The 24,018-nt window shown below is 63.4% G+C and carries 23 protein-coding genes and 1 riboswitch; of the genes, 13 read left to right on the plus strand and 10 right to left on the minus strand.

Translation table 11 applies throughout. The annotated features are described in order from the left end of the window. Positions 1–185 precede the first annotated feature (185 nt). Positions 186–458 (plus strand): late competence development ComFB family protein, encoded by a 273-nt coding sequence (locus OKC44_RS18495; RefSeq protein WP_016352123.1) that lies wholly within the window; start codon positions 186–188, stop codon positions 456–458. Here the strand turns inward: OKC44_RS18495 and OKC44_RS18500 are convergent. Beyond that, complete coding sequence (locus tag OKC44_RS18500; protein ID WP_045525625.1) at positions 453–662, minus strand: hypothetical protein; 210 nt, start codon at positions 660–662, stop codon at positions 453–455. The genes OKC44_RS18495 and OKC44_RS18500 overlap by 6 nt on opposite strands. Positions 663–961: 299 nt before the next feature. Here OKC44_RS18500 and nhaC point away from each other — a divergent pair, with 299 nt between their 5' ends. From nhaC to OKC44_RS18535, 7 genes are all read left to right on the plus strand, one after another. Next, positions 962–2,371 (plus strand): Na+/H+ antiporter NhaC, encoded by a 1,410-nt coding sequence (gene nhaC / locus OKC44_RS18505; protein WP_029302109.1) that lies wholly within the window; start codon positions 962–964, stop codon positions 2,369–2,371. Between the two features lie 106 nt (positions 2,372–2,477). Next, positions 2,478–3,401, plus strand: coding sequence for a LysR family transcriptional regulator (locus OKC44_RS18510; protein WP_011707518.1), 924 nt, complete (start codon positions 2,478–2,480; stop codon positions 3,399–3,401). A gap of 199 nt (positions 3,402–3,600) precedes the next feature. Beyond that, a complete protein-coding gene (locus OKC44_RS18515; RefSeq protein WP_270814505.1) occupies positions 3,601–4,746 on the plus strand; it encodes an ABC transporter substrate-binding protein in 1,146 nt (381 codons plus the stop codon). Positions 4,747–4,818: 72 nt separating this feature from the next. Then, a complete protein-coding gene (locus OKC44_RS18520; protein WP_270814507.1) occupies positions 4,819–5,832 on the plus strand; it encodes an ABC transporter ATP-binding protein in 1,014 nt (337 codons plus the stop codon). After that, a complete protein-coding gene (locus OKC44_RS18525) occupies positions 5,829–6,797 on the plus strand; it encodes an ABC transporter permease (RefSeq protein ID WP_270814508.1) in 969 nt (322 codons plus the stop codon). Before OKC44_RS18520 ends, OKC44_RS18525 begins: the two co-directional genes overlap by 4 nt. Before the next feature lie 7 nt (positions 6,798–6,804). Further along, complete coding sequence (locus tag OKC44_RS18530; protein ID WP_019840685.1) at positions 6,805–7,620, plus strand: ABC transporter permease; 816 nt, start codon at positions 6,805–6,807, stop codon at positions 7,618–7,620. Between the two features lie 29 nt (positions 7,621–7,649). After that, positions 7,650–9,080, plus strand: a complete 1,431-nt coding sequence (locus OKC44_RS18535) for a gamma-aminobutyraldehyde dehydrogenase (protein ID WP_270814509.1) — start codon at positions 7,650–7,652, stop codon at positions 9,078–9,080. 156 nt (positions 9,081–9,236) lie between these two features. Here the strand turns inward: OKC44_RS18535 and OKC44_RS18540 are convergent, their stop codons facing one another. Next, positions 9,237–9,569 (minus strand): hypothetical protein, encoded by a 333-nt coding sequence (locus tag OKC44_RS18540; protein WP_016352131.1) that lies wholly within the window; start codon positions 9,567–9,569, stop codon positions 9,237–9,239. Positions 9,570–9,904: 335 nt separating this feature from the next. Beyond that, positions 9,905–10,771: an EamA family transporter gene (locus OKC44_RS18545; protein ID WP_050490575.1), complete on the minus strand. Its 867-nt coding sequence runs from the start codon at positions 10,769–10,771 to the stop codon at positions 9,905–9,907. Between the two features lie 103 nt (positions 10,772–10,874). On the opposite strand from OKC44_RS18545, the gene OKC44_RS18550 reads away from it, so the two are divergent. Next, positions 10,875–11,333 (plus strand): Lrp/AsnC family transcriptional regulator, encoded by a 459-nt coding sequence (locus tag OKC44_RS18550; RefSeq protein ID WP_039214000.1) that lies wholly within the window; start codon positions 10,875–10,877, stop codon positions 11,331–11,333. 118 nt (positions 11,334–11,451) lie between these two features. Here OKC44_RS18550 and OKC44_RS18555 read toward each other — a convergent pair whose 3' ends face one another. The 4 genes from OKC44_RS18555 to treR all read right to left on the minus strand — a co-directional run bounded on the left by OKC44_RS18555 (position 11,452) and on the right by treR (position 16,360). Then, positions 11,452–12,057: a sugar O-acetyltransferase gene (locus OKC44_RS18555; RefSeq protein WP_227290596.1), complete on the minus strand. Its 606-nt coding sequence runs from the start codon at positions 12,055–12,057 to the stop codon at positions 11,452–11,454. Between the two features lie 3 nt (positions 12,058–12,060). After that, on the minus strand, positions 12,061–13,722 hold the full coding sequence (treC, locus tag OKC44_RS18560; protein WP_227290594.1) for an alpha,alpha-phosphotrehalase: 1,662 nt from the start codon (positions 13,720–13,722) through the stop codon (positions 12,061–12,063). A gap of 68 nt (positions 13,723–13,790) precedes the next feature. Beyond that, the gene (treB, locus tag OKC44_RS18565; RefSeq protein WP_042066915.1) at positions 13,791–15,221 is read right to left on the minus strand and encodes a PTS trehalose transporter subunit IIBC; all 1,431 of its coding nucleotides are present in this window, start codon (positions 15,219–15,221) and stop codon (positions 13,791–13,793) included. 191 nt (positions 15,222–15,412) lie between these two features. Further along, the gene (gene treR / locus OKC44_RS18570; protein WP_270814512.1) at positions 15,413–16,360 is read right to left on the minus strand and encodes a trehalose operon repressor TreR; all 948 of its coding nucleotides are present in this window, start codon (positions 16,358–16,360) and stop codon (positions 15,413–15,415) included. A gap of 280 nt (positions 16,361–16,640) precedes the next feature. Here treR and OKC44_RS18575 point away from each other — a divergent pair, with 280 nt between their 5' ends. The 3 genes from OKC44_RS18575 to ansB all read left to right on the plus strand — a co-directional run bounded on the left by OKC44_RS18575 (position 16,641) and on the right by ansB (position 19,077). Beyond that, positions 16,641–17,591, plus strand: a complete 951-nt coding sequence (locus OKC44_RS18575; RefSeq protein ID WP_227290592.1) for an AEC family transporter — start codon at positions 16,641–16,643, stop codon at positions 17,589–17,591. A 100-nt stretch (positions 17,592–17,691) separates the two neighbouring features. Then, a complete protein-coding gene (locus OKC44_RS18580; RefSeq protein WP_011707532.1) occupies positions 17,692–17,886 on the plus strand; it encodes a heavy-metal-associated domain-containing protein in 195 nt (64 codons plus the stop codon). 132 nt (positions 17,887–18,018) lie between these two features. Further along, complete coding sequence (gene ansB / locus OKC44_RS18585) at positions 18,019–19,077, plus strand: L-asparaginase 2 (protein ID WP_011707533.1); 1,059 nt, start codon at positions 18,019–18,021, stop codon at positions 19,075–19,077. 90 nt (positions 19,078–19,167) lie between these two features. Here ansB and OKC44_RS18590 read toward each other — a convergent pair whose 3' ends face one another. After that, positions 19,168–20,154: a sodium:calcium antiporter gene (locus tag OKC44_RS18590; protein WP_270814515.1), complete on the minus strand. Its 987-nt coding sequence runs from the start codon at positions 20,152–20,154 to the stop codon at positions 19,168–19,170. A gap of 88 nt (positions 20,155–20,242) precedes the next feature. Further along, positions 20,243–20,350, minus strand: a riboswitch (yybP-ykoY riboswitch). A gap of 194 nt (positions 20,351–20,544) precedes the next feature. Between OKC44_RS18590 and OKC44_RS18595 the strand changes: the two genes are divergently transcribed. Next, positions 20,545–21,132, plus strand: a complete 588-nt coding sequence (locus tag OKC44_RS18595; RefSeq protein WP_010635988.1) for a superinfection exclusion B family protein — start codon at positions 20,545–20,547, stop codon at positions 21,130–21,132. A 60-nt stretch (positions 21,133–21,192) separates the two neighbouring features. Here OKC44_RS18595 and OKC44_RS18600 read toward each other — a convergent pair whose 3' ends face one another. Together OKC44_RS18600 and OKC44_RS18605 are read right to left on the minus strand one after the other, a co-directional pair. Then, a complete protein-coding gene (locus OKC44_RS18600; protein WP_010635987.1) occupies positions 21,193–21,651 on the minus strand; it encodes a methylglyoxal synthase in 459 nt (152 codons plus the stop codon). A gap of 88 nt (positions 21,652–21,739) precedes the next feature. Next, the gene (locus tag OKC44_RS18605) at positions 21,740–23,845 is read right to left on the minus strand and encodes a DUF885 domain-containing protein (RefSeq protein ID WP_270814516.1); all 2,106 of its coding nucleotides are present in this window, start codon (positions 23,843–23,845) and stop codon (positions 21,740–21,742) included. Between the last annotated feature and the right edge of the window lie 173 nt (positions 23,846–24,018).

The raw sequence follows: 24,018 nt of genomic DNA on the forward strand, positions 1-24,018 counted from the left end.
CGGAATTGGTAGACGCGCTAGCTTCAGGTGTTAGTGTCCCACGGATGTGAGGGTTCGAGTCCCTCTCTTCGCACCATTAATTATGCAAAAGGCCCATCACGAAAGTGATGGGCCTTTTGTTTTTAGCCCTTGTTATGACTATGCTTTTGACGACTCACCGCCCATCGTCATGCCAAGGAACGCATATGATACTGGATACCGACATTCACAACTTCTACGAGCATCTGGTGCTCAAGGAGATTGAGAGACAGGGGCTCAACCAGAAGCTGAGCGCCAACCAGATGGCCGATCTCTGCTGTCTGACCCTGAACCAGCTGCCCTCCCACTACATTCGTCACGACGTCGACATGATCTACTTCCTGACCGATGCCAAGCGTACCGAGATGGAGAAAAACGTCATCGAGTCGCTCAAGCTGGCGCAAGAGAAGGTACAAAGCGCCCCGGCCACCTCGTCATAACCAGGGCTGTTGCCAGATCAGGGCCGCGACGCCCGTCATACCGGCCACCGGCAGCAGGATCAGCGCAGGCCTCAGCCTGGGTTCCAGCATGACCCAGGCGGCCAGCAAGAAGCCCAGGCTCCAGATACCGTATGCCTTGTCCTGACCCCAGATCAGGATCGCCAGCAGCCCGATCAGCAGCATGGCCCTCACTATCCATCTCATGACACACTCCCCTCCAACAATTGATAACAATTATCATTTGTATTTTAGGAGTATGCAATCGGACTTTTCTATCGGAGTCGAATGTCCCATCGGGGCAAACAGAGCACTCAAAAACGGGTTATGAGATCAACTAATTTGTAAGTTTTTCAATCAAAACTGCATTTTTGCTAAATCAGTTGGGATTTGCCCCCCCAGGTTTGTGGTAGATTGCGGCCTCTTTTTGGGTGGGCCCCTCGGGATACGTGTATCCACAGGACGAGAGGGACTGACCTTGGCGAGCAAGAGTTTAGGAAGTATCTATGCAAAACCAACAAAACCACATCCGATTGCCGGGCATGTCGCAGGTGTTTGCCTGCCTGGCTATTTTCCTGGCCCTGGCCTTCTCCTTCACCAGCGTGCTCGACCTGCCAATCCAGTTGGCACTGTTCATCGCCTGGTTCGTCATCATGGGGCTCGGCATCAAGCTCGGCCATGATTACAAATCCCTGGAGCAGGCGGCCGTCGACGGCGTCGCCAAGGGGATGGGGGCCATCCTGATCCTGGTCTCCGTCGGGGCGCTGGTGGGCACCTGGATTGCCGGCGGCATCGTCCCCAGCATCATCTACTTCGGCCTCAAGGTGATTCACCCGTCCATCTTCCTGCTGGCGACCCTGATTATCTGTTCGCTGACCTCGCTGGCCACCGGCACCTCCTGGGGCTCGGCTGCCACTGCCGGCATCGCCATGATGGGGATCGGCCACAGCCTCGGCGTGCCCGCCCCGCTGGTAGCGGGTGCCGTGCTCTCCGGCGTCTACTTCGGTGACAAGCTCTCCCCGCTCTCCGACTCCGTGGTGCTGGCCTCGACCATGTCCAACGTCGACGTGATGGAACACATCAAGGGGATGCTGCCCATCAGCCTGTTCTCCTATGTCATCACCGCCGCCCTGTTCACCGTGGTCGGCATGCAGTACTCCGGCAACGTCAGCCTGGAGCAGGTCAACCTGGTGATGGAAGCGCTCGACAAGCAATTCAACATCACCCCGCTGGCCATAGTCCCGGTGGTGCTGGTGCTGGGCCTGTTGGCCAACCGCAAGCCCGCCTTCCCGGTGATCAGCTTCGGTGCCCTGCTGGGCCTTGTCTGGGCCATCCTGTTCCAGGACATGGACCCGGTCAAGGCGATGCACTCCGCCTACAGCCCGTTTGCCATCACCTCCGGCGTCGACTTCATCGACAACATCCTGGGCCGCGGTGGCATGGAGTCCATGCTGGGCTCGGTGGCCGTCATCATCTTCGGCTTGGGGTTTGGCGGCCTGCTGGAGAAGGTCGGCATTCTGGAAGTGATCGCCAGCGCCTTCGAGAAGCGCATCAACGGTGCCGGCAGCCTGACTACCCACACCATAGGCACCGCCTTCCTGGCCAACGTGTTCGGCTCGGCCATGTATGTGTCGCTGATCCTGACCCCCAAGATCATGGCCAAGAACTACGACCGGCTGGGGCTGGCACGCAAGAACCTCTCCCGCAACGCCGAGTTCGGCGGCACCCTCACCTGCGGCATGGTACCCTGGAGCGACAACGGCATCTTCATGGCCGGGGTACTGGGGGTGGCTACCCTCGACTACCTGCCCTACATGTGGCTCAGCTTCACCTGCATCATCGTGACCATCACCCTCGCCTATCTCGGCAAGGCGGTGAACCGGATCCCGGTGATCGAGGCGGCCAGCTCCCGCTAACCGCCGGAAAAACCATGACAAAAGGCGCCAGCACGGCGCCTTTTGTCTGGCCGCGATTCGAGGTTAAGCTGGCAGTCACCTTGAGCACACGCGGCAGGACGCCCAGATGAACTTCACCTTTCGCCAGATCCGCTATTTCGTGGCGGTGGCCGACAGCTTCTCGGTCAGCCGCGCCGCCGCCGAGCTGCACATCTCCCAGTCGGCGGTCACCAGCGCCATCCGCGAGCTGGAGACCGAGCTCGGCGCCGCCCTGTTCGAGCGCAATCCGCGCGGCGTCAGCCTCACCACCCAGGGTCACCAGTTTCTGCTGCACGCCCGTCGCATCCTCGGCGCCATGACCGAAGCCGGCCAGTCCCTCAAGGCGGTGGCCCAGCAGGATCAGGGGCGGCTCACCATAGGCGTCACCACGCTAGTAGCCGGCTACTACCTGTCGGAGGCACTCGGCCGCTTTCGCCGCGCCTTCCCGGCGGTGCAGATCGAGGTGAAGGAGGATGAGCAGCCCTATCTCGAGCACCAGATCGTCAACGGCGAGGTGGATGTGGGGATCCTGATGACCAACCGCACCATCCGCCAGGAGGCGTTCGATACCGAGCTGCTGACCCGCTCACCGCTGCGAGTCTGGCTCGCCGCCAACCACCCGCTCTGCGCCGAGTCGACCCTCTCTCTCAAGGCGCTCGGTGAGGAGCCCATGATCTCGCTGACCGCCGATCAGCTGGACCAGATCATCGGTGGCGGCCTGCGCCGCTACGGCATAGCGCCGCGCATCGTGCTGCGGACCGCCTCGGTGGAAGCGGTGCGCAGCCTGGTGGCGAGCCAGCTCGGGCTCGCCCTGCTGCCGGATTTTGCCTACCGCCCCTGGTCGCTGGAGCAGGAGCGGGTCGAGGCCCGCGCCATCAAAGAACCCATCCCCGCCATCGACATCGGCCTGGTGTGGCGGCGCGGCTCGCGGCTGGAGTGGACCGCCCGCGAGTTCATCGACATAGTGCGGGATCAGAGCCGGCTGCGGGCCCGTCAGCCCCTCGCCCGCTGAGCCTGTCCCCTGCACTGTCGTGGTATCTGCCGCAGAAATTCAGATTCATCTGCACTCGATATCGATTTAGCAGATACCTCTGGCGTTAAAAATTGAAATTCTCATTGCTCACGGCTTCTCCTACGCTCATGACTGGTTAACAGGATGTTAATTGTCAGCGTGGCATCACAACCGTGCCCGCCTCAGCAAGGAGAGCAAAATGAAACTGACCCCCCTCACCCTGGCCCTGATCCCCGCCCTGCTGGCAGGTCAGACCCAGGCTGCCCCCACCACCCTCGGCAAGGGTGAAGGCCAGCTCAACATCGTGGCCTGGGCCGGCTACGTGGAGCGTGGCGAGACCGACAAGAACTACGACTGGGTCACCGGCTTCGAGCAAGAGACCGGCTGCAAGGTCAACGTCAAGACGGCCGCCACCTCGGACGAGATGGTGGCGCTGATGAACGAGGGAGGCTTCGATCTGCTGACCGCCTCCGGCGACGCCAGCCTGCGCCTCATCGCCGGTGGCAAGGTGCAGGCACTGAACCTGGCGCTCATCCCGAGCTACGGCAAGATAGACCCCCGCCTGCAGAATGCTCCCTGGCACACGGTGGACGGCAAGCACTACGGCGTGCCCTACCAGTGGGGCGGCAACATCTTGATGTACAACACCAAGGTATTCCCCAAGGCGCCCGACTCCTGGAGCGTGGTGTTCGAAGAGCAGACCCTGCCGGACGGCAAGTCCAACAAGGGGCGGGTGCAGGCGTTCGACGGCCCGATCCACATCGCCGATGCGGCCCTCTATCTGATGAGCCACCAGCCGGCGCTCGGCATCAAGGATCCCTACGAGCTGAACGAGGATCAGTACAAGGCAGCCCTCGACCTCTTGCGCCAGCAGCGTCAGCTGGTGGGACGCTACTGGCACGACGCCTTCGTCCAGATCGACGACTTCAAGAACGAGGGGGTGGTGGCCTCCGGTTCCTGGCCGTTCCAGGCCAATACCCTGATCGCCGACAAGCAACCCATCGCCACCACGGTGCCCAAGGAGGGCGTCACCGGCTGGGCCGACACCAGCATGGTGCACAGCGAGGCGAAGAACCTGACCTGTGCCTATAAGTGGCTGGAGCACTCCCTCAACAACAAGCTGCAGGGGGATCTCGCCTCCTGGTTCGGCTCCGTACCCGTAGTGCCGGCTGCCTGCGAGGGCAATGCCCTGCTCGGGAAAGAGGGGTGCAAGACCAACGGCATCGACAACTTCGATCGAGTGCGCTTCTGGCGTACCCCCGTCACCCAGTGCAAGAGCCAGGGAACCTGCGTGCCTTACTACCGCTGGGTCTCGGACTATATCGCCATCCTGGGTGGTCGCTGAGGTGCCTCAGTAAATGCCGATATGGGGCCGGACAGGAGTCCGGCCCGCTTCCCACACAGACAAGGACGCCCCATGAATGCCGTACAATTTGACCGGGTCAGCCGCCACTATGGCGAGGTGAAGGCGGTCGACGACATCTCCTTCCAGATCCCGGCCGGCGAGTTTTTCACCCTGCTGGGGCCGAGCGGTTCCGGCAAGACCACCTGCCTGCGGATGATCGCGGGCTTCGAATACCCGAGCGAGGGGGAGATCCGGCTGTTCGGCGAGCCCTGCTCCACCGTGCCCCCCTATGATCGCAACCTCAATACCGTGTTTCAGGACTACGCCCTGTTTCCCAACATGGATGTGCGCGACAACATAGGCTACGGCCTGATGCTCAAGGGCGTCGCCAAGGCGGAGCGTTACCGCAAGGTGGACGAGATGCTGGAGCTGGTGCGCCTGCCCGGCGTCGGCAACCGCAAGCCGGGCCAGCTCTCCGGCGGCCAGCGCCAGCGCATCGCCATCGCCCGGGCACTGATCAACCAGCCGCGCATCCTGCTGCTGGACGAACCGCTCGGGGCGCTCGACCTCAAGCTGCGCGAGCAGATGCAGCTCGAGCTGAAAGCCTTGCAGCGCCAGCTCGGCATCACCTTCATCTTCGTCACCCACGATCAGCAGGAGGCGCTCTCCATGAGCGACCGCATCTGCATCTTCAATCAGGGCAAGATCGAGCAGATCGCCGCGCCGGATACCATCTACGACGCCCCCGCCACCCCCTTCGTCGCCCGCTTCGTCGGCACCGTCAACCTGTTCGAGGGAGAGCAGGCCCGCCGGCTGTGCGGCGATGCGCGCCAGATGATGGTGCGCCCGGAGCGGATCCGGCTCGCCGAGGCCAGCACGCCGGGCTGGTCAGGGGAGGTGCGCGAGGTGGAGTATCTCGGCCCCTTCGTGCGCTACCGGGTCGATCTCGGCGAGCAGCTCGAGCTTATCGTCAACCACCCCAACGAGGGCCAGGCTCGCCTGCCCCGTGGCGCCCGGGTCAGCCTCAGCTGGCCGGAGCAGGCGATCCATCGCCTGCACACCGCCCCTCTGGGAGCTCAACCATGAGCGCCCCCCACAGTGCGAGCCTTGCCATGAGCCAACCCACTGCCTCCCTCTCCTATCGGCCGCTGCGGCGCCTTTCCACCCTGCTCTACGGGCGGCCAGGTCTGCTGCTGGCCATCCTGCTCGGGCCGCCCCTGCTGTGGCTTGGCATCATCTATGTCGGCTCCCTGCTGATGCTGCTCTCCAATGCCTTCTTTGGGCTGGACGAGTTCAGCGGCCAGATCCGCCACGAGCTGGGGCTGCAGAACTTCGTCGCCCTGCTGCGGGCGGAGAACCTGGACGTGATCCTGCGCACCGTCGGCATGTCGCTGCTGGTGACCCTGGCCTGCGCCCTGCTCGGCTTTCCGGTGGCCTACTACATGGCGCGCTACACCAGCGGCAAGACCCGGGCCCTGTTCTACGTCGGCATCATGCTGCCGCTCTGGTCCAGCTATCTGGTGCGGGTCTACGCCTGGAAGCTGATCCTGGCCAAGGAGGGGGTCATCAGCTGGCTGGCAGACAGCCTTGGGCTGGACTGGCTGCTGGACGCCATCCTCTCGCTGCCGGTGATCGGGGGGCCGTCGCTGTCGTTCTCGCGCATCGGCACCTTCATCGTGTTCGTCTACGTCTGGTTGCCCTTCATGATCCTGCCCATCCAGGCGGCGGTGGAGCGGATCCCGCGCTCCCTGCTGGAGGCGAGTGGCGATCTCGGCGCCACCCCGGCCCAGACCTTTCGCACCCTGATCCTGCCGCTGGCCCTGCCCGGCGTGGTGGCGGGCTCCATCTTCACCTTCTCCCTGACGCTGGGGGACTACATCATCCCCGGCATCATAGGCAACTCCACCATGTACATAGGTCAGGTGGTCTACATGCAGCAGGGCACGGCGGGCAACCTGCCCTTCGCCGCCGCCTTCTCGCTGGTGCCGATCCTCATCATCGCCATCTACCTCACCATCGCGAAACGCTTGGGGGCCTTCGATGCACTCTGATACCTCCATGAAACGGGACCATGGCAGCCAGCCTTCCGGCCTGCTCAAGTACGCGGCCATCGGCGGCCTCTTGTTCCTGCACTTTCCGATCCTGTTCATCTTCCTCTACGCCTTCACCAGCGAGAGCAAGAGCTACCAGTTCCCGCCGCCCGGGCTCACCCTCAAGTGGTTCGAGGTGACCCTCAACCGCCCCGACGTGTGGCGTGCCATCCAGCTGTCGCTGGAGGTAGCTGGGCTGGCGACGCTGGCCGCCATGGTGCTCGGCACCCTGGCGGCGGGGGCCATCGCCCGCAGCCGCTTCTTCGGCCAGGAGGTGGTATCGCTGTTGCTGGTGCTGCCCATCGCCCTGCCCGGTATCGTCACCGGCATCGCGCTGCGCTCCGCCTACGGGGTGATGGAGATCCCCTTCAGCTTCTGGACCATCGTCATCGGTCACGCCACCTTCTGCGTGGTGGTGGTCTACAACAATGCGCTGGCGCGCTTTCGCCGCACCAACCAGAGCCTCATCGAGGCGTCGATGGATCTCGGGGCCGACGGCTTCCAGACCCTGCGCTACGTGATCCTGCCCAACCTCGCCACCGCGCTGCTGGCGGGGGGCATGCTGGCGTTCGCCCTCAGCTTTGACGAAGTGATCGTCACCACCTTCACCGCCGGCCAGCAGACCACGCTGCCGATCTGGATGTATCAGGAGCTGATCCGGCCACGGGACAGGCCGGTCACCAACGTGGTGGCGCTCATCATAGTGGCCTTCACCACCATCCCCATTCTGCTTGCCTACTACCTCACCCGCGACGGCCAGGACGTCGCCGGCAGCGGCAAATAACGACTCAACGCGTGCGCAAGGATGCAACCATGAAACTCTCTACCCAACTCTTGATCGACGGTCAGTTCGTCACCGGTGACGGCCAGGCCGAGCCCATCCTCAACCCGGCCACCGGGGAACTTCTCGTCTCAGTGCCAGAAGCCTCGTTCGAGCAGGTGAACCGGGCGGTGAACGGCGCCCAGCGCGCCTTCGCCCAGTGGAGCCGCACCATCCCGGCCCAGCGCAGTACCCTGCTGCTGCGCCTGGCCGATGCCATCGAGCGTCACGCCGAGGAGTTTGCTGCGCTCGAATCCCTCAACTGCGGCAAGCCCTATCTGGCGGTGCTCAATGACGAGCTGCCGGCGGTGGTGGACTGCTTCCGTTTCTTCGCCGGTGCGGCCCGCTGCCTGCAAGGGCCACTCGCCGGGGAGTACATCGAGGGGCACACCAGCATGATCCGCCGCGACCCCATCGGGGTGGTCGGCAGTATCGCCCCCTGGAACTATCCGCTGATGATGGCAGCCTGGAAGATGGCCCCGGTGCTCGCCGCCGGCAATACGGTGGTCCTCAAGCCCTCCGAGCAGACCCCGCTCACCGCCCTGCGCCTGGCGGAGCTCGCCAGCGAGCTCTTCCCGCGCGGCGTCATCAACATCGTCTGCGGTCGGGGCGAGAGCGTGGGGGCGCCGCTGGTGGAGCACCCGCTGGTACGCATGGTGTCGCTGACCGGTGACATCGCCACCGGCCAGAAGATCCTGCAGAGCGCCGCCCGCACCATGAAGCGCACCCACCTGGAGCTGGGGGGCAAGGCGCCGGTCATCATCTTCGACGATGCGGATCTGGAGGCCGTGGTGGCGGGCATTCGTACCTTCGGCTTCTACAACGCCGGCCAGGATTGCACCGCCGCCTGCCGCATCTATGCCCAGGGCAAGATCTACGACAAGTTTGTCGCCGCCATGACCGAGGCGGTCGCCTCCATCAAGGTGGGCGGTCCGCGCGAGGAGGGGGTGGAGATGGGGCCGCTCATCTCGGACCGGCAGCGCAACCGGGTGGCCAGCTTCGTGGAGCGGGCCCAGAGCAGTGGTCACGTGGAGGTGACGGCGGGGGGCAAGATCCGCCCCGGCAACGGCTTCTTCTTCGAGCCGACCCTGATCGCCCATGCCCGTCAGGAGGATGAAATCGTGCGCCGCGAGGTGTTCGGCCCAGTGGTGTCGGTGACCCGCTTCAGCGACGCCGAGCAGGTGGTGCAGTGGGCAAACGACTCGGACTACGGCCTCGCCAGCTCGGTCTGGACCAAGGATCTGAGCCTTGCCAGCAAGGTGTCCAGCCACCTGCAGTACGGCTGCACCTGGATCAACACCCACTTCATGCTCACCTCCGAGATGCCCCACGGCGGCATGAAGATGTCCGGCTACGGCAAGGATCTCTCCCTCTACGCGCTGGAGGACTACACGGTGCCGCGCCACATCATGCTCAAGCTGTGAGGCTCGGCCAACCGAAGACGAAAAGCAGAAGGCCCCGCATGGCGGGGCCTTCTCTCTGAGCACTCTGCATCTTCACGCCACGCTGGCGATCATGGCCGGGGACGGTACCGGTCGAGCCGGTGCGGTCTGCGGCCATCGCGCCAGGGCGTCGTCGGCTTAGCGCTGCTTGCCGCTACCGATACCGAACGGGATGCGGTAGTCGCTGCTCTGATCACCCAGGCTCACGGTCAGGTTGCCCTGGGTGCGGCTCGGGATCTGCACTTGCTGGGTGCCCATCAGGTTGGCATGGACGGAGGCAACCACGTCGCCAGACTCGTCACGCACTTCCAGCATGGGGTTGGCCTTGCCTTCGACGGCGGCGGTCGCGTGCCAGTTCACAAACAGCACGCCCGGGGCGGCGTTGAAGTCAGCCGGAACGGAAGCCTGGGCGAAGCCTGCGGTCATCAGGCCTGCAACGGCCAGCATCTTGATTACGTTTTTCATGTTCATTCACTCTCTTGGTTTTTATGTCATTGCCTGGGCCGACGGGCCCGAATCAATGCATCCTTGCAAGAGGTTATTCAAATAGTGTGTTGTTCTTTCACCGACATCCGGCACCCAGTTTGAGAGTGCCACAGCCTTGAACGACCAGTTATTTGGCCGCTTGGCGTTCCTGCCTAAGCGTTGAGTGAATATTAAACATCCAGGCCCGCCATTGTTAGCGAGATAAACTGGCCTAGATGTTCAAAAAATCTGAAGTGGCTGTACATCCCGGGTTCAGCGAACGGCAGACCCCTACCGGCAAGGTAATGAGCGTAATCCGGCTACCATACGGGTCCGGCAGATCACGCCGGCTCGGTGCGCCGGCGCCCGCCTTGCCAGGTGGTGCCCATGGAGGCGACGATGATCGCCGCTATCCCCAACCACTGGGCCGGGGGCAACTGTTCCCCCAGCAACAGCAACCCCATCAGGGCCCCCATGGCAGGTTCACCGCTGGTCAGAATGCCGTAGCTCTTGAGCGGCAGCCGGCGCAGGGCAAACATCTCGAGGGAGTAGGGAATCGCGCTGGAGAGCAGCCCTACCCCCACGATGGTCAGCACCACGGGCAGGGTGAAGGTGGCCTCGCTCGCACCACCGAGGCCGAAGGGCAGTACCAGCAAGGCCCCCACCCACATGCCCAGCGCCGGCGCCTGCGCCCCCAGCAGGGCACCGGCCCGCTTGCCGGTCAGCATATAGAGCCCCCAGAACACCCCGGCGCCGAGCGCCAATGCCGCCCCCAGGGGATCGAGGGTCTGTTCGGCCGCCCGCAGCGGCAGCAACAACAGCAGGCCGACGATGGCCAGCGCCAACCAGAGGAAGTCTGCCCGATGGCGCGAGCCGAGCAGCGCCACCGTCAAGGGGCCGATGAACTCGATGGCCAGCGCCACGCCGAGGGGGATCCGCTCGATCGCCAGATAGAAAAGCAGATTCATTGCTCCCAGCGACAGCCCATAGGGGATGGCCCCCAGCAGGGTGCGTCGATCGAAGGGCATTCGCCAGATCCGAAACACCAGCGAGAGGAGCAGGGCGGCGCATCCCAGTCGGAACAAGGTGGTACCGGCGGCCCCGATCAGGGGAAACAGGGACTTGGCCAGCGAGGCGCCGAGGGTAATCGACAGCATGGCGAGGATGACCGCCAGCAGGGAGGAGAAAGCAGTGGTGTTCGGCGGCATCTTGTTCAAACCTGAGCAGACAATGAGAAGTAAAATATATCTGGCGACGGCCGTAATTTCGGTCTAAAACTGGCCCTATTCGATAATTTTTATCTCTCTCTCCATGACCGACAAATTCGATCTGCTCATCCTCGCCGAACTGCAGCAGGATGCCCGCCTGCCGATCCCCGAGCTTGCCCACCGGGTCGGCCTCTCGGCACCGGCCTGTTACCGCCGCGTGCGGGCGCTGCGGGAGGCAGAGCTCATCGAACGGGAGGTAGCGCTGGTGGCACCGGCCACCATGGGCTGGCCCATCACCATGCTGGTGCTCGTGACGCTGGAGCGGGATCACGGCCGCATCGTCGATGAGATGATCGCCAGCCTGCAAGGGGAGCCGGAGGTCATGGACCTCTGGTACGTCACGGGGGAGCAGGACTTCGTGCTGCAGGTCGCCGCACGGGACATGCAGAGCTACGACCTGTTTACCCGGCGGGTGCTGCATGCCAGGGAGCAGGTGCGCAGCTTCAAGACCCTGGTGATCATGAAACAGCACAAACGCTGCGGAGCCTTGCTGCCTGCCTGAGGTGAGAACGCACTGCCCGGTCGGGCCCGCACGCCCTTGGGAAAAAATCAGATGAAGGATGGCGCCTTGAGCGCGGCGCCAGATCTCAACCGGGGCGGGATTGCCCGCCCCGGCTGGGTCAGACCGCCGCCAGCTCCTCCGCCGTCATCGGCCGCAACACCTTGCAGGGGTTGCCGGCCGCCACCACGCCCGCCGGCACATCCTTGGTCACCACCGAACCCGCGCCAATGACGCTGTTGTCCCCTATGGTGACGCCGGGGCAGATGACTGTGCTCCCGCCAATCCAGACGTTGTGGCCGATGCGTACCGGCTTGCCGAACTCCACCCCCTTGATGCGCGGCGCCACCGCCACCGGATGAGCGGCGGTGTAGATCTGCACTCCGGGCGCCAGCAGCACGTTGTCGCCGATGTGCACCTCGCACACGTCGAGAATGGTGCAGCCCACGTTGGCGTAGAAGTTCTCCCCCACGAAGATGTTGGCACCATAGTCGCAAAAGAACGGCGGATTGATGGCGCACGCTTTGCCACGGCCACCCAGCAGTTCATGGAGCAGGGCATCCCGCGCCGGTTTCTCCTGCCAGCTGGTGTTGAAGGTGTGATAGAGCCTGCGGCAGCGCTCGCGCGCCGCTTTCAGCTCAGGGTCGCCTGCATCATAAGGCTCCCCTGCTACCATCTTCTGCCACTCGGCGCCACGCACCGCCGTCTTCGTCATCACCTCGTTCATCGCCTACTCCACCAGCCAGATCAGGGATTCATAAGGGCGCAGCATACAGGACTGCGGCCGGGCCGGGCTATCCGGGTAGTTGCCCAGCAGCAGGCGCCCCTTGCCGGTGGCCAACTCGTCCGGCAGGGCGAAGGTGGCCGGCTCGCCGTAGAAATTGCTCACCACCAGCAATGTCTGGCCGTTGGCGCGGCGGGCATAGGCCCAGATCTGCGGGTGCCCTGCCAGCAGCTCCTGATAATCCCCCTGGGTAAAGATGGGGTGTGCCTTGCGCAGGCGGATCAGATCCCGGTAGTGCCAGAACACCGAGTGCTGGTCGGCCAGCGCCGCCTCGGCGTTGATCTCGGGGTAATTGGCGGCGGGCGTGAGCCAGGGCGTTCCGCTGGTGAAGCCGGCGTTGGCCCCAGCGCTCCACTGCATCGGGGTGCGCGAGTTGTCGCGGGACTTGGCGCCGAGAATGGCCAGGATCTCGGCCTCGCTCATCCCTTCCGCCTGCTTGATGGCGAAGATGTTGCGGCTCTCCACATCCTGATAGTCATCTATACGCTGATAGCCGGGGTTGGTCATGCCGATCTCCTCCCCCTGATAGATGTAGGGGGTGCCCTGCAGGCCGTGCAGCGTGCTGGCCAGCATCTTGGCGGCCACCACCCTATGCTCACCCTCGTCACCGAAGCGGGAGACGATGCGCGGCTGATCGTGGTTGCACCAGAACAGCGCCGACCACCCCTTGCCGTGCATGCCGCTCTGCCAGTGGTTGAAGATGCGCTTGAGCTCGAGGAAATCGAACGGCGCCTTGGTCCACTTGTCGCCGTTGGGGTAATCCACCTTGAGGTGGTGGAAGTTGAACACCATGGAGAGCTCGGAGCCATCCAGCGCGCCGTAACGCTGGCAGTGCTCGAGACTGGTTGAGGACATCTCCCCCACCGTCATGGCACCGACCGGGGCAAACACGTCGCGGCTCACGTCCTGCAAAAATTCGTGGATGCGCGGCCCGTCGGTGTAGAAGCGGCGGCCATCGCCCACCTCGTCATTCGGGAACGCCTGATCCTTGGAGATGAGGTTGATGACGTCGAGCCGGAACCCGTCCACCCCCTTCTTGGCCCAGAAGTGGATGATGTTTTTCACCTCGGCACGTACCGCCGGGTTTTCCCAGTTGAGATCCGCCTGCTCGCGGGCAAACAGGTGCAGGTAGTACTGACCGGTGAGCTCATCGAGCTCCCAGGCGCTGCCGCCAAATTTGGATTGCCAGTTGTTGGGCACACCGCCATCCACCGGATCGCGCCAGATGTAGTAGTCGCGGTAGGGGCTGTTTTTATCCCCCAGCGCCGACTTGAACCAGGCGTGCTCGGTGGAGGTGTGGTTCACCACGATATCCATCACGATGCGGATGTCGCGCGCGTGGGCGGCAGCCAGCAGCGCCTCGAAGTCGGCCATGGTGCCGTAGGCGGGGTCGATGGCAAGGTAGTCGGCGATGTCGTAGCCGTTGTCCACCTGCGGGGAAACGTACACCGGAGTCAGCCAGAGGGCATCGACACCGAGGGTCTTGAGATAGTCGAGGCGGGCCATGATCCCCTTGAGATCGCCGGTGCCACGGGCAGCGGAATCCTGAAAGCTCTTGGGGTAAATCTGGTAAATCACGGCGCTCTGCCACCAGGGTGTTTGGCTCATGGGTCTTGCTCTTGTCTCGAATGAAAAAGGGAGAGGGCGACCCCTGCGGGTCGCCCTGATACGTGGAATCAGGCGCTGGCCTGGGCCAGCTTGCCGGCCGCCTGCTGGCGCTTGTAGACCAGCAGGGTCAGCACCACAGGCACTACGATGGCCACCAGCATGGCAAGGGAGTAAATGGCCCAGTATTGCGGCTGGATGGAGAGGATGCCCGGCAGGCCCCCTACCCCGATGCCGTTGGCCATCACCCCGGCGAAACCACAGATGAGGGCCGCAAGGCTGGAGCCCACCATGGCGCACAGCATGGGGAACTTGTACTTGAGGTTGATGCCGTACATGGCCGGCTCAGTCACCCCCAGGTAGGCGGAGATGGCGGCAGGCACCGAAATCTCCCGCTCGTTCTCCTTGCGGCTGATGAGGATGATCCCCACCACTGCAGACGCCTGGGCGATGTTGGAGAGGGCGATCAGCGGCCAGATCGGGGTGCCACCCATGCTCTGCATCAGCTGCAGATCCACCGCGTTGGTGGTGTGGTGGATGCCGGTGATGACCAGCGGCGCATAGAGGAAGCCGAACAGGGCGGCACCGATGGGGGCAAACGAACCTGTCATGGCCGCCTTGGCAGCAAAGCCGACGCCGTCACCCAACCAGCGACCGAACGGGCCGATAAAGGCGTGGGCCACGATCACCGCCAGCAGCAGGGAGATGAAGGGCACGATCACCAGATAGAGATAGGCCGGAATGATGCGCTTGAGGTTGGTCTCCACCCAGGCCAGGAATACCCCCGCCAGCAGGGCCGGAATGACCTGCGCCTGATAACCCACCTTCTGGATGACGAACAGACCGAAGTCCCACACCTCGGGGGTCTGCTGACCGATGCCGTAGGCGTTCATCAGTTGCGGGGAGACTAGGGTGATACCGAGCACGATGCCCAGGATCTCGGAGCCGCCCATCTTCTTGACCGCAGACCAGCAGACGCCCACCGGCAGGAAGTGGAAGATCGCCTCACCCAGCAGCCAGAGGAAGGCATGCACCTGCGCCCAGAACTGGCTGATCTCGGTGAGGGAATGGGTGCCATCGTCGAACATCTTGATGTCGCCGATGACGTTGCGAAAGCCCAGGATCAGACCACCGGTGATGATGGCGGGCAGCAGCGGCACGAAGATCTCCGCCAGATGGGAGATGCCCCGCTCCAGCGGATTCATGTTCTGGCGCGCCGCCTGCTTGGCGGCCTCCTTGCTGCCACCGCTGACGCCGATCTCTTCGGTCAGCGCCTTGTACCACTGCTCTACCTCGTTGCCGATGACCACCTGGAACTGGCCACCCTGAGTGAAGCTCCCCTTCACCGCCGGGATGGTTTCGATGGCCTTGCTGTCGGCCTTGGCCGGATCGTTCAGGACGAAGCGCAGCCGGGTCAGGCAGTGGCTGACGGTGGCGATGTTCTCCTTGCCACCGATCTTGTCGATGAGCGTGGCCAGGTGTTGTGCGTTGATCTTGGACATGAGTCTTCCCTCTGTGACTCCATTGATATTGGTCTGCGTCGCCCTTTTGGGCCAGTCAGTGAGCCCGAGCGTTTTTGGTATCGTTCCCATTTAGCATGCCGACAATCTGGCCAGATCAAAATGGGAACGTTCCCATTTCGTGGCCGAGCTCACAAAAAGCACAGTTTTTGTGCAGGACTAGGTGATGGCAATCACAGAGGGTGGCTGGGGGCTATGGTCGCCAGCGGGGGCAGATCCTGCTCGATCTGGCCGAGCAGCTGACGAGCCGCCTGCTCGCCCGCCCCCTTGTAGCCGAGATCCAGGCTGAGGGCGTTGGGGAAGAGAAAGCTGAGCATGGGGTTGTTGCCAAGACCGGTCACCAGCACCTCGCTGCGCCCCTGTTCCTGCAGGTATTTCGCCGCGCCGATGGCGAGGGTGTCGCTGGCGCAGACCAGGGCGCCAGTGGTCGGGGTGAGCAGCTCCCCCGCCAGCCGGTAGCCGCTCTGCAGGCTGAGATCGCCGAGGGCGCTGCGCGCCGCCAGCCCCTGTTCGGCACAATAGCCGAGGTAGGCGTCGAGCCGGCGCTGACCGGTGGTGAGGTCGCTGGTATCCACCCCCAGATAGGCGATGTCGCGAATGCCGCGGGCGGCGAGCTGGTCCAGCATGGTGTGCACCGCACCGGCATCGTCGAAACAGACCGAGGAGAAGCCGGGATGATCCCGGGCCACCAGCACCAGCTTCTCCCTGAGCGGCGCCATGGCGGCATAGTCCAGATCGTTGAAAGCGAACAAAATAATGCCATCCACCCCGCGCCGCTCCAGCACCGCCAGATGCTCCTGCACCTTGGCGGGGGAGAACTTGCTCTCCATCAGCACGGCGTCGTAACCGCGCTGGTAGAGGGTCTCCAGCATGCCGCGCACCGCCTGGTTTTCCGAGCTGGAGTCGAGCCGCGAGACGATGATCCCCACCACCTGCTGGCTCTGGCTGCGCATGGCTCGCGCCGACTTGCTCGGCACGAAGCCGTGTTCGGCGATGATCTGCTCCACCCGATCGCGGGTCGCCTGCTTCACCTTGGGATCCTGATTGAGCACCCGGGAAACGGTCGACTTGCCGACACCACTGAGTCGGGCGATATCGAGGATGGTCAGTTTTTTGTCCATGAAGTGGCTCACAGGGGCTCGGCGGTGGAATTGCCCACATTGTTGTGATTAACCCCTGTGAATACAAGCCCATGGCGTTAGAATGCCCCTTTGGCCCAGCGAACGCCGTGCCATTCGCCATCGCACAGGACGCGCATCATGGGTCTATTCGCCAGTCTGCTTCCATCTATCTCCGTCACGGGCCTCGTCTATCGCACAGGAGATCCATCATGACTCTGTTGGCCAGTCTGCACTTCTCCCTCTCCGTCACGGGCCCCGTCTATCGCACAGGAGATCCATCATGACTCTGTTGGCCAGTCTGCACTTCTCCCTCTCCATCACGGGCCCCATCTGCGTGGTGCTGCTGCTCGGCATCTGGCTCAAGCAGCTGGGTCTGTTGCCCGACAGCTTCGTCGAATCCGCCTCCCGCCTGGTGTTCCAGGTCACTCTGCCCGCCCTGCTGTTCCTCAGCATGGTGCGCACCGACTTCTCCACCATGCCGAGCCCCTGGCTCATCCTCTACGGCCTGCTCGGCACCCTCACCGGCTTTCTGGTGCTGGAGCTGCTGGCGGCCCGCTTCATCCCCGAGCGGCGCCAGCGCGGCATCTTCGTGCAGGGCAGCTTTCGCGGCAACATGGGGATCATGGGGCTGGCTTATGTACAGAACGCCTACGGTGCCGAGGGGATCGGCGCCGCCGCACTGCTGGTGGGCTCGGTCACCGTGCTCTACAACGTGCTCGCGGTGATCACCCTGACCCGCAGCCTGGGGGGCAGCAAGGGGATCAAGCCAATCCTCAAGGGGATCGCCAAAAACCCGCTGATCATCGCCATTCTGTCCGCCCTGCCCTTCGGCCTGCTCGGCATCGAGCTGCCCCAGCTGGTGATCACCACCGGCAGCTACTTCGCCAACATGACCCTGCCGCTGGCCCTGCTCTGCACCGGCGCCAGCCTCAACCTCAAGGCCCTGCGCGGGGGCGCCCTGCTGACCGGCTGGGCCACCGCCAACCGGCTGCTGTGCATCCCCGTGCTGCTGGTGATGGGGGCCTGGGCGCTGGGCTTCAGCCCGCAGGCGATCGGCATCCTGTTTCTCATCAGCTCCACCCCCACCGCCGCCGCCAGCTATGTGATGACCCGCGCCATGGGGGGCGACAGCGTGCTGGCAGCCAACATCATCGCCACCACCACGCTGGGTTCTCTGGTCAGCACCAGCCTGGGCGCCGCCCTGATGAACTACCTGGGGCTGATGGGCTAGCCAGCAGCAAACGGGCTGGCCCTCACTCCCTCATCACCCCCTTGACCTTGCCGTGGGCGGCAGCTTTACGCTGACTGCCTATCAACAGAGGAGATATCCCATGACCATCGAACTCACCGTCTCCGGCATGTCCTGCGGTGGCTGCGCCGCCAGTCTGCAAAAAGCCCTGCTGGCCCAGCCTGCCGTCAGCACCGCCAGCGTCGACTTTGCCAGCAGCAAGGCCGTCATCGAGAGCGAACTGAGCAAGGCCGAGCTGATCGCCCTGATCGAAGCCAAGGGCTTTTCGGCGAGTTAAATTATCTCCATATAGGTATAAAACAGGTTAAAATTCTGTACCCAGCTGTTTTTTGGTGAGAGTCATCACAAACCCCGGCGACAGAAAGCGCAAACTTGCTGCAATTTTTCTCACCTCAGAAGGATTTGCTGCATGACTCTCCCGATCCGCAAGACCCTGCTCGCCGCCGTCCTCGGCCTGACCCTCTCCCCGATGGCCATGGCCCTGCCCAACGTCCATATCCTGGCCACCGGCGGTACCATTGCCGGGGCGGGACAGTCCGCCACCCAGTCCAACTACGAGGCCGGCAAGGTGGCCATCGAGACGCTGATCGCCGCCGTGCCCGAGATGAAAAACGTGGCCGACGTGCAGGGTGAGCAGGTGGTCAAGATCGGCTCCCAGGACATGAACGACGAGGTGTGGCTCAAGCTGGCCAAGCGGGTCAACGAGCTGCTGGCCAAGGATGACGTGGACGGCATCGTCATCACCCACGGCACCGACACCATGGAAGAGACCGCCTACTTCCTGAACCTCACCGTCAAGAGCGACAAGCCGGTGGTGCTGGTCGGCGCCATGCGCCCCTCCACCGCCATGAGCGCCGACGGTCCGATGAACCTCTACAACGCCGTGGTGACCGCCTCTGACCCCGCCTCCAAGGGGCGTGGCGTCATGGTGGCGATGAACGACACCGTGCTCGATGCCCGCGACGTCACCAAGACCAACACCACCGGGGTGCAGACCTTCGCCTCCCCCAACTTCGGCCCGCTCGGCTACATCCACAACGGCAAGATCGACTACCAGCGCAGCCCGGCCCGTCTGCACACCAGCAAGACCCCGTTTGACGTGAGCAAGCTCGACAAGCTGCCGCAGGTCGGCATCGTCTACAGCTACGCCAACGCCACCGATCTGCCGGCCAAGGCGATGGTGGATGCCAAGTTCGACGGCATCGTCAGCGCCGGGGTGGGCAACGGCAACCTCTACCACACACTGTTCGATACCCTGGCCAAGGCGAGCAAGGACGGCATCCGGGTCGTGCGCTCCGCCCGCGTACCGACCGGCTCCACCACCCTGGATGCCGAGATCGATGACGCCAAGTACGGCTTCGTCGCCGCCGAGACCCTCAACCCACAGAAAGCGCGGATCCTGTTGATGCTCTCGCTCACCCAGAGCAAGGATCCAGCCCAGATCCAGCGCTGGTTCCAGCAGTTCTGACCTCCTTGCCGGCATCGGCCGGCATGGGGTGATGACAACAACAAGGGCGGGACAAGGTCCCGCCCTTTTGCATGCGATGTGGCTGGTGCCTCAGTTCGCCATCAGCCAGCCGCAGAAGCCAAGATAGATCAGCCCCACCCAGGCGAGCCTGCCCGCCGTCATCCGCTCCCGACTGAACCCCCACCACAACAGCACGACCGCCAGCAGCGTCACCAGCGAGGAGACCATCATGGTGCTGTCCAGCAGCCAGGGGGTGAACAACAGGCAGAACGCCTTGGGAATGGTGCCCTGGATCATCATGGCCCCCGAGATATTGGCCAGCGCCAGCCGGTGCTTGCCCTGCCGCACCCAGATCAGCACGTTCATCAGCTCGGGCATCTCGGTCGCCACCGGGCTCAGCAACAGGGCCGCCAGCACCGGCGAGAGGCCGAACAGCTCGCCCATGCTCTCCAGCTGGTGAACGAACAGCTGGGCCGCCAGCGCCACCACCACCAGCGCCACCAGGGTTTGTAGCAGCACCTTGCCGAGCGCCGGGATCTCGGCGCCCGGATCCAGCTTGAGGGGCTCTGGCAACTCGACCTCGTGGCTGTCGGTCTGTTTCAGCTCGCGCCGCACATAGACCAGATACACCAGCACGAACAGCGGGGCCAGCCAGGTTTTACCGGTGAAGGCCACCATGCCGAGGGCCACCGCCACCAGGAAGATGCCGACGAACCAGGCCTGATCGCGGCCTATCTCCCGCTGCACCTCGCCATCGATGGCCCTGTGCTCGCGGCTCATGCACAGCAGCAGGGTCACGCCGACGGCGGCATAGCCAATGGTGGAGAGTACCAGCGGACCGCCGAGGGCGGCGCCTATCCCGATCTGCTGCTGAGCGGGAGCATTCCCCATCAGCAATGCGGTCAGGGTGACGATGCATTCGGGCAGGGCCGTGCCAAGGGCCGCCAACAGGGAGCCCGTGGCACTCTGGGAGAACTTGAAGTGGTGGCCGGTCCATTCGATGCCGTTGACGAAATATTCGCAGGCCAGATAGATGGTGATGGCAGAGAGCAGAAATAACAGCAGGGTGATCAGCATGATGAGTAACCGCCAGGCGAGCAGAACAACCAATGGACCCGATACGGCTCGCCCGGCTGGCTTGCATATCGAGGCCAAAGGTCTTGCAGAGCGATGGATATCATCGCCGCCCATGCCATGGATCTTAGGATCCAAGAATGTTGACATGAGCCCTGCCCGGATCACGGGCGGGTTGCTACTCCCCTATGACAGTGCGGGCTTTTTACCAAGTTGAGCGCCACCTCACAAGGCAAACTAATGATCATTCGCTCAACAAGTTGTAAGGGAATGTAACCGTCCCACCACCGGCTTTGCCGTCTGGATCCACTCCCCTGCCGGCGAACGCTTCGCCTTGGCACACCGTTTGCTATGAGATGACTACTGTCCACACTGATTTGGGAAGGGTGAACGATGAAACGGTGGATCCAACATTTCTATCAACTGAACCGCCTCAACTGGCTGATGGTCTGGCTGCTGCTCTGCTGCAGCATCATCCTGCTGTTTCCGGCCGGTTTGATGAAGGGGGCCGTCAGCCAGTGGGCCGCCACACACGCCGCCTGGCTCGGCGTCGGCATGCTGATCGCCATCTCCTACTTCTGCAGTCAGGGCTTCCTGATCGCCTGGGAGTGGGCCTGCGACGAGTGGCAGTCCCGCCGACAGCAGGATCAGCTGGCCCAGATGATCTCCTTTCTCGACTTCAACGAGAAGGCGGTGCTGCGCGAGTTCGTGCTGCAACGCAAAAGCGTCATAAACTTGCCGATCACCGAGCCTGCCGTCAAAAACCTGATGGATGCCGGCGTACTGACCTATGCCTATGGCAAACCGGTGCGCGAGAAAGAGGACGAGAACCAGATCCGCGCCCTGATGATCGCCCTGCCGGCCCGGCCGCTGCTCACCTACAAGGTATTGGGGCTGTCGCGCGGCAAGATGAGCGACGAGCAGGTAGAGCAGATCATGAATGCCAGACCCAAGTTCGCGCAGAAAAGCTTCCAGCGTTGATCTTCGTTCCCGCCAATAAAAAGAGCCGGCCCTGTGGCCGGCTCTGTCGTTTCTGCCCCGTTACTGGGTTCTGGCCTTGAGATAACCGGCGTAGTCCGGGATCTGCACGCTGAACGCCTGGCGCATGTGGGGGCTGTCCATGATGAAATCAGCGGTCGCCTCGTTGGTGGCGACCGGGATGTTCCAGACTGCCGCGAGGCGCAGCAAGGCCTTCACGTCCGGATCGTGGGGCACCGCATTGAGGGGATCCCAGAAGAAGATCAGCACGTCGATCTTGCCCTCGGCGATCAGGGCGCCGAGCTGCTGGTCGCCCCCCATGGGGCCGGAGAAGAGACAGGTGATGGGCAGTTGTGCCTGCTTGCCGAGCATGGTGCCGGTGGTGCCGGTGGCGTAGAGGTGATGGAGCTTGAGCTCCTCCTTGCGCCGCATCACCCAGTTCAGCAGGGGGGTCTTCATGTTGTCGTGAGCCACCAGCGCCACTCGCTTGTGGGCCGCCATCTCACGGGCGATCTGTTCCATGGACATCATCCGTAGCAGTGTTGTTTGAATAGAGCCGTATCCTAATCGAAAGCGGCGCCCGTTGCCTTGCCGGGCGCCGTAACTGTGATCACTTCGACTGTTCAATCCACTGCTTGTTCTTCTGCTCCAGCACCGAGATGGGCAGCATGCCGTATTCCAGCACATGGTGGTGGAACGCCTTGAGGTCAAAGCCGCCCCCCAGCGCCTGCTCGGCCGACTCCCGCATCCGGATCAGCGCCAGCTGGCCCGCCTTGTAGGAGGTCGCCTGGCCGGTGTAGGCCATGTAGCGCGGCACCTCGGAGCTGATGTCCCCCGCCCCCAACGCCGAGTTCTCCTTCATGTAGTTGACGGCCTGGTCGTGGCTCCAGCCATACCAGTGGATGCCGGTATCCACCACCAGCCGCATGGCCCTCAGCATCTCCTCGTTGAGGCGGCCGAAGTACTGCTGCTGGTTGTTGAAGGCGGACGATCCCTCGACCTTCACGTCCCCCACCGCCGGATCATAGAGACCGCGCCCCTGATAGAGCCCCATGTCGTGATCCGCCAGGTATTCGGTGTAGAGCGCCCAGCCCTCCGCATAGGCGGTGTAGGAGGCGTTCGCCACGTACTGCGGGAAGTCGGGATCCTTGGCGGCCAGCTCCTGGGCGATGGTGATCTGGAAGTGGTGGCCCGGCGCCGCCTCGTGGGCCAGCAGGGTGCTGATGTTCCAGCTCTGCAGACCATAGGGGTAGTAGGTATTGAGGAAGAACTGCCCCTTGCGGCCGGTCTGCGGGTTGCCGTCCTGATACCAGGCCACCCCGCCGTATGGCGCATCCGCATAGGAGACGGGCACCACCTCGTAATCCAGCTTGGGAATGGTACGCTCGGCATCGAAGAAGTCTGGCAGCACCAGCGCCGCCTTGCTCTTGAAGGCGTTGTACTCCTGCAGTGCCCGCTCGTGTTCGGCCAGCGCCTGCTGCTGCGGTCCGCTCAGGGTCGCCCCGGCGGCATTGTCCGGGTTGAGGCCGGCCGACCACACCGCCAGCGGGTTCTGATAGAAGAAGGCCGGCTCGTTCAGATAGCGGAAGAAGGCGTAGATCTGGCCGCTCTGCTTGCTCTGGGCCACGTCGTCGCTGTCACACTTGCCGACGGTATGGCACACCTTGACCATGGCGCCGAAGATCCGCTCCACCTCGCTCAGCCCCAGCGCATGCACCTGCTCCGGCGTCATGTCGGTGGTGGTGTGCTTCTTCAGCAGCCAGCGATACCAGTCGCGTCCGTTGGTCATGCCGCAGAAACCGTCGTCGCACTCGCCGCTGCCAAGGCGCACCGCATAGGCGCCGCCGTGCCGGTAATCCAGGTAGTCACGCAGCGCCAGATAGCGGCCGTTGATGCTGTCCAGCACCCCCTTGTACTCGCTGCGCAGCGCCTCGTCCGCCTCTCCCGGCAGTTGCTGCCAGCCGAGATAGGCGCCGGCGATCGCCTCCCCATCCAGCTTGCTGTTGAGCTGGGCCAGCAGCCGATCCACCAGCTCGTCCGGCAGAGTGTTGCCCTGGGCGCTGCCCAGTTCGAACTGGTGCTTCACCTCAGCAAGGTAGCCGTCATAGGCCTTGAGCCAGGTGAGGTGATCCTGATACCAGGCCAGTGGCGCGGTGGCGGCCCTCGCCTTGCTCGCCGGAACCGGTGCCGCAGCCGGGCGATCGAGGTCGCGCCGCCAGGCGGCATCCCCCGGTGCGACCTGCTCGGCCGAGCTCTGCTCGAAGTAGTCGAAGCCACCCTCGACGGTGCGGGCGGCCCTGCCGCTGGCGGGCGCAGCCCCCACCTCATCGGCCAGATCCACCACCCGGTTGCGGAAGTGATGGATCGGGATCTGGGACTGGGGCAGATCGTAACCCGCCAGGTTGATCTGCAGATCCCAGCGGATCATGTCGTAGAACAACCGGTCCCGTTCGCTCAGCACGCTCGAGTCCAGGGCATCCAGCCGTTTGAGCAGGGAACTGTCGAGGGCCTTGCGCTTGGCGATACTGGCGGCATCGATGGCAAAACCGTAGGGATCGAGCGCCTGGCCTTCGCGCAGGGCCTCGTCCATGGTCTGCATCAGAGAGGCCTTGGTGGCGGCGGGATCCGCCGGGGCGTTGGAGCTGTTGTCATTGCAGGCAGCAAGCGAGAGTGCGATGGCGCAAGCCAGCGCCAGCTTGTTGGGCAAGAAGTGCATGGTGTAGTCCTTTAACCGTTGTTATTGTTTGTCCCCAATAAGGGGTTCCAATAGTGCATCTCTCCCGCGTACTTTTTTGCGACCTGATTAACAAAAATAAGCTTACTTTTCATGGTGATAAGCCTCATGAAAAGCTATGCAGCCAGACATTAAAAAACCCGCCGCAGCGGGTT

It is taken from the genome of Aeromonas sp. S41-2, assembly GCF_027705845.1.
GTDB lineage: Bacteria > Pseudomonadota > Gammaproteobacteria > Enterobacterales > Aeromonadaceae > Aeromonas > Aeromonas hydrophila.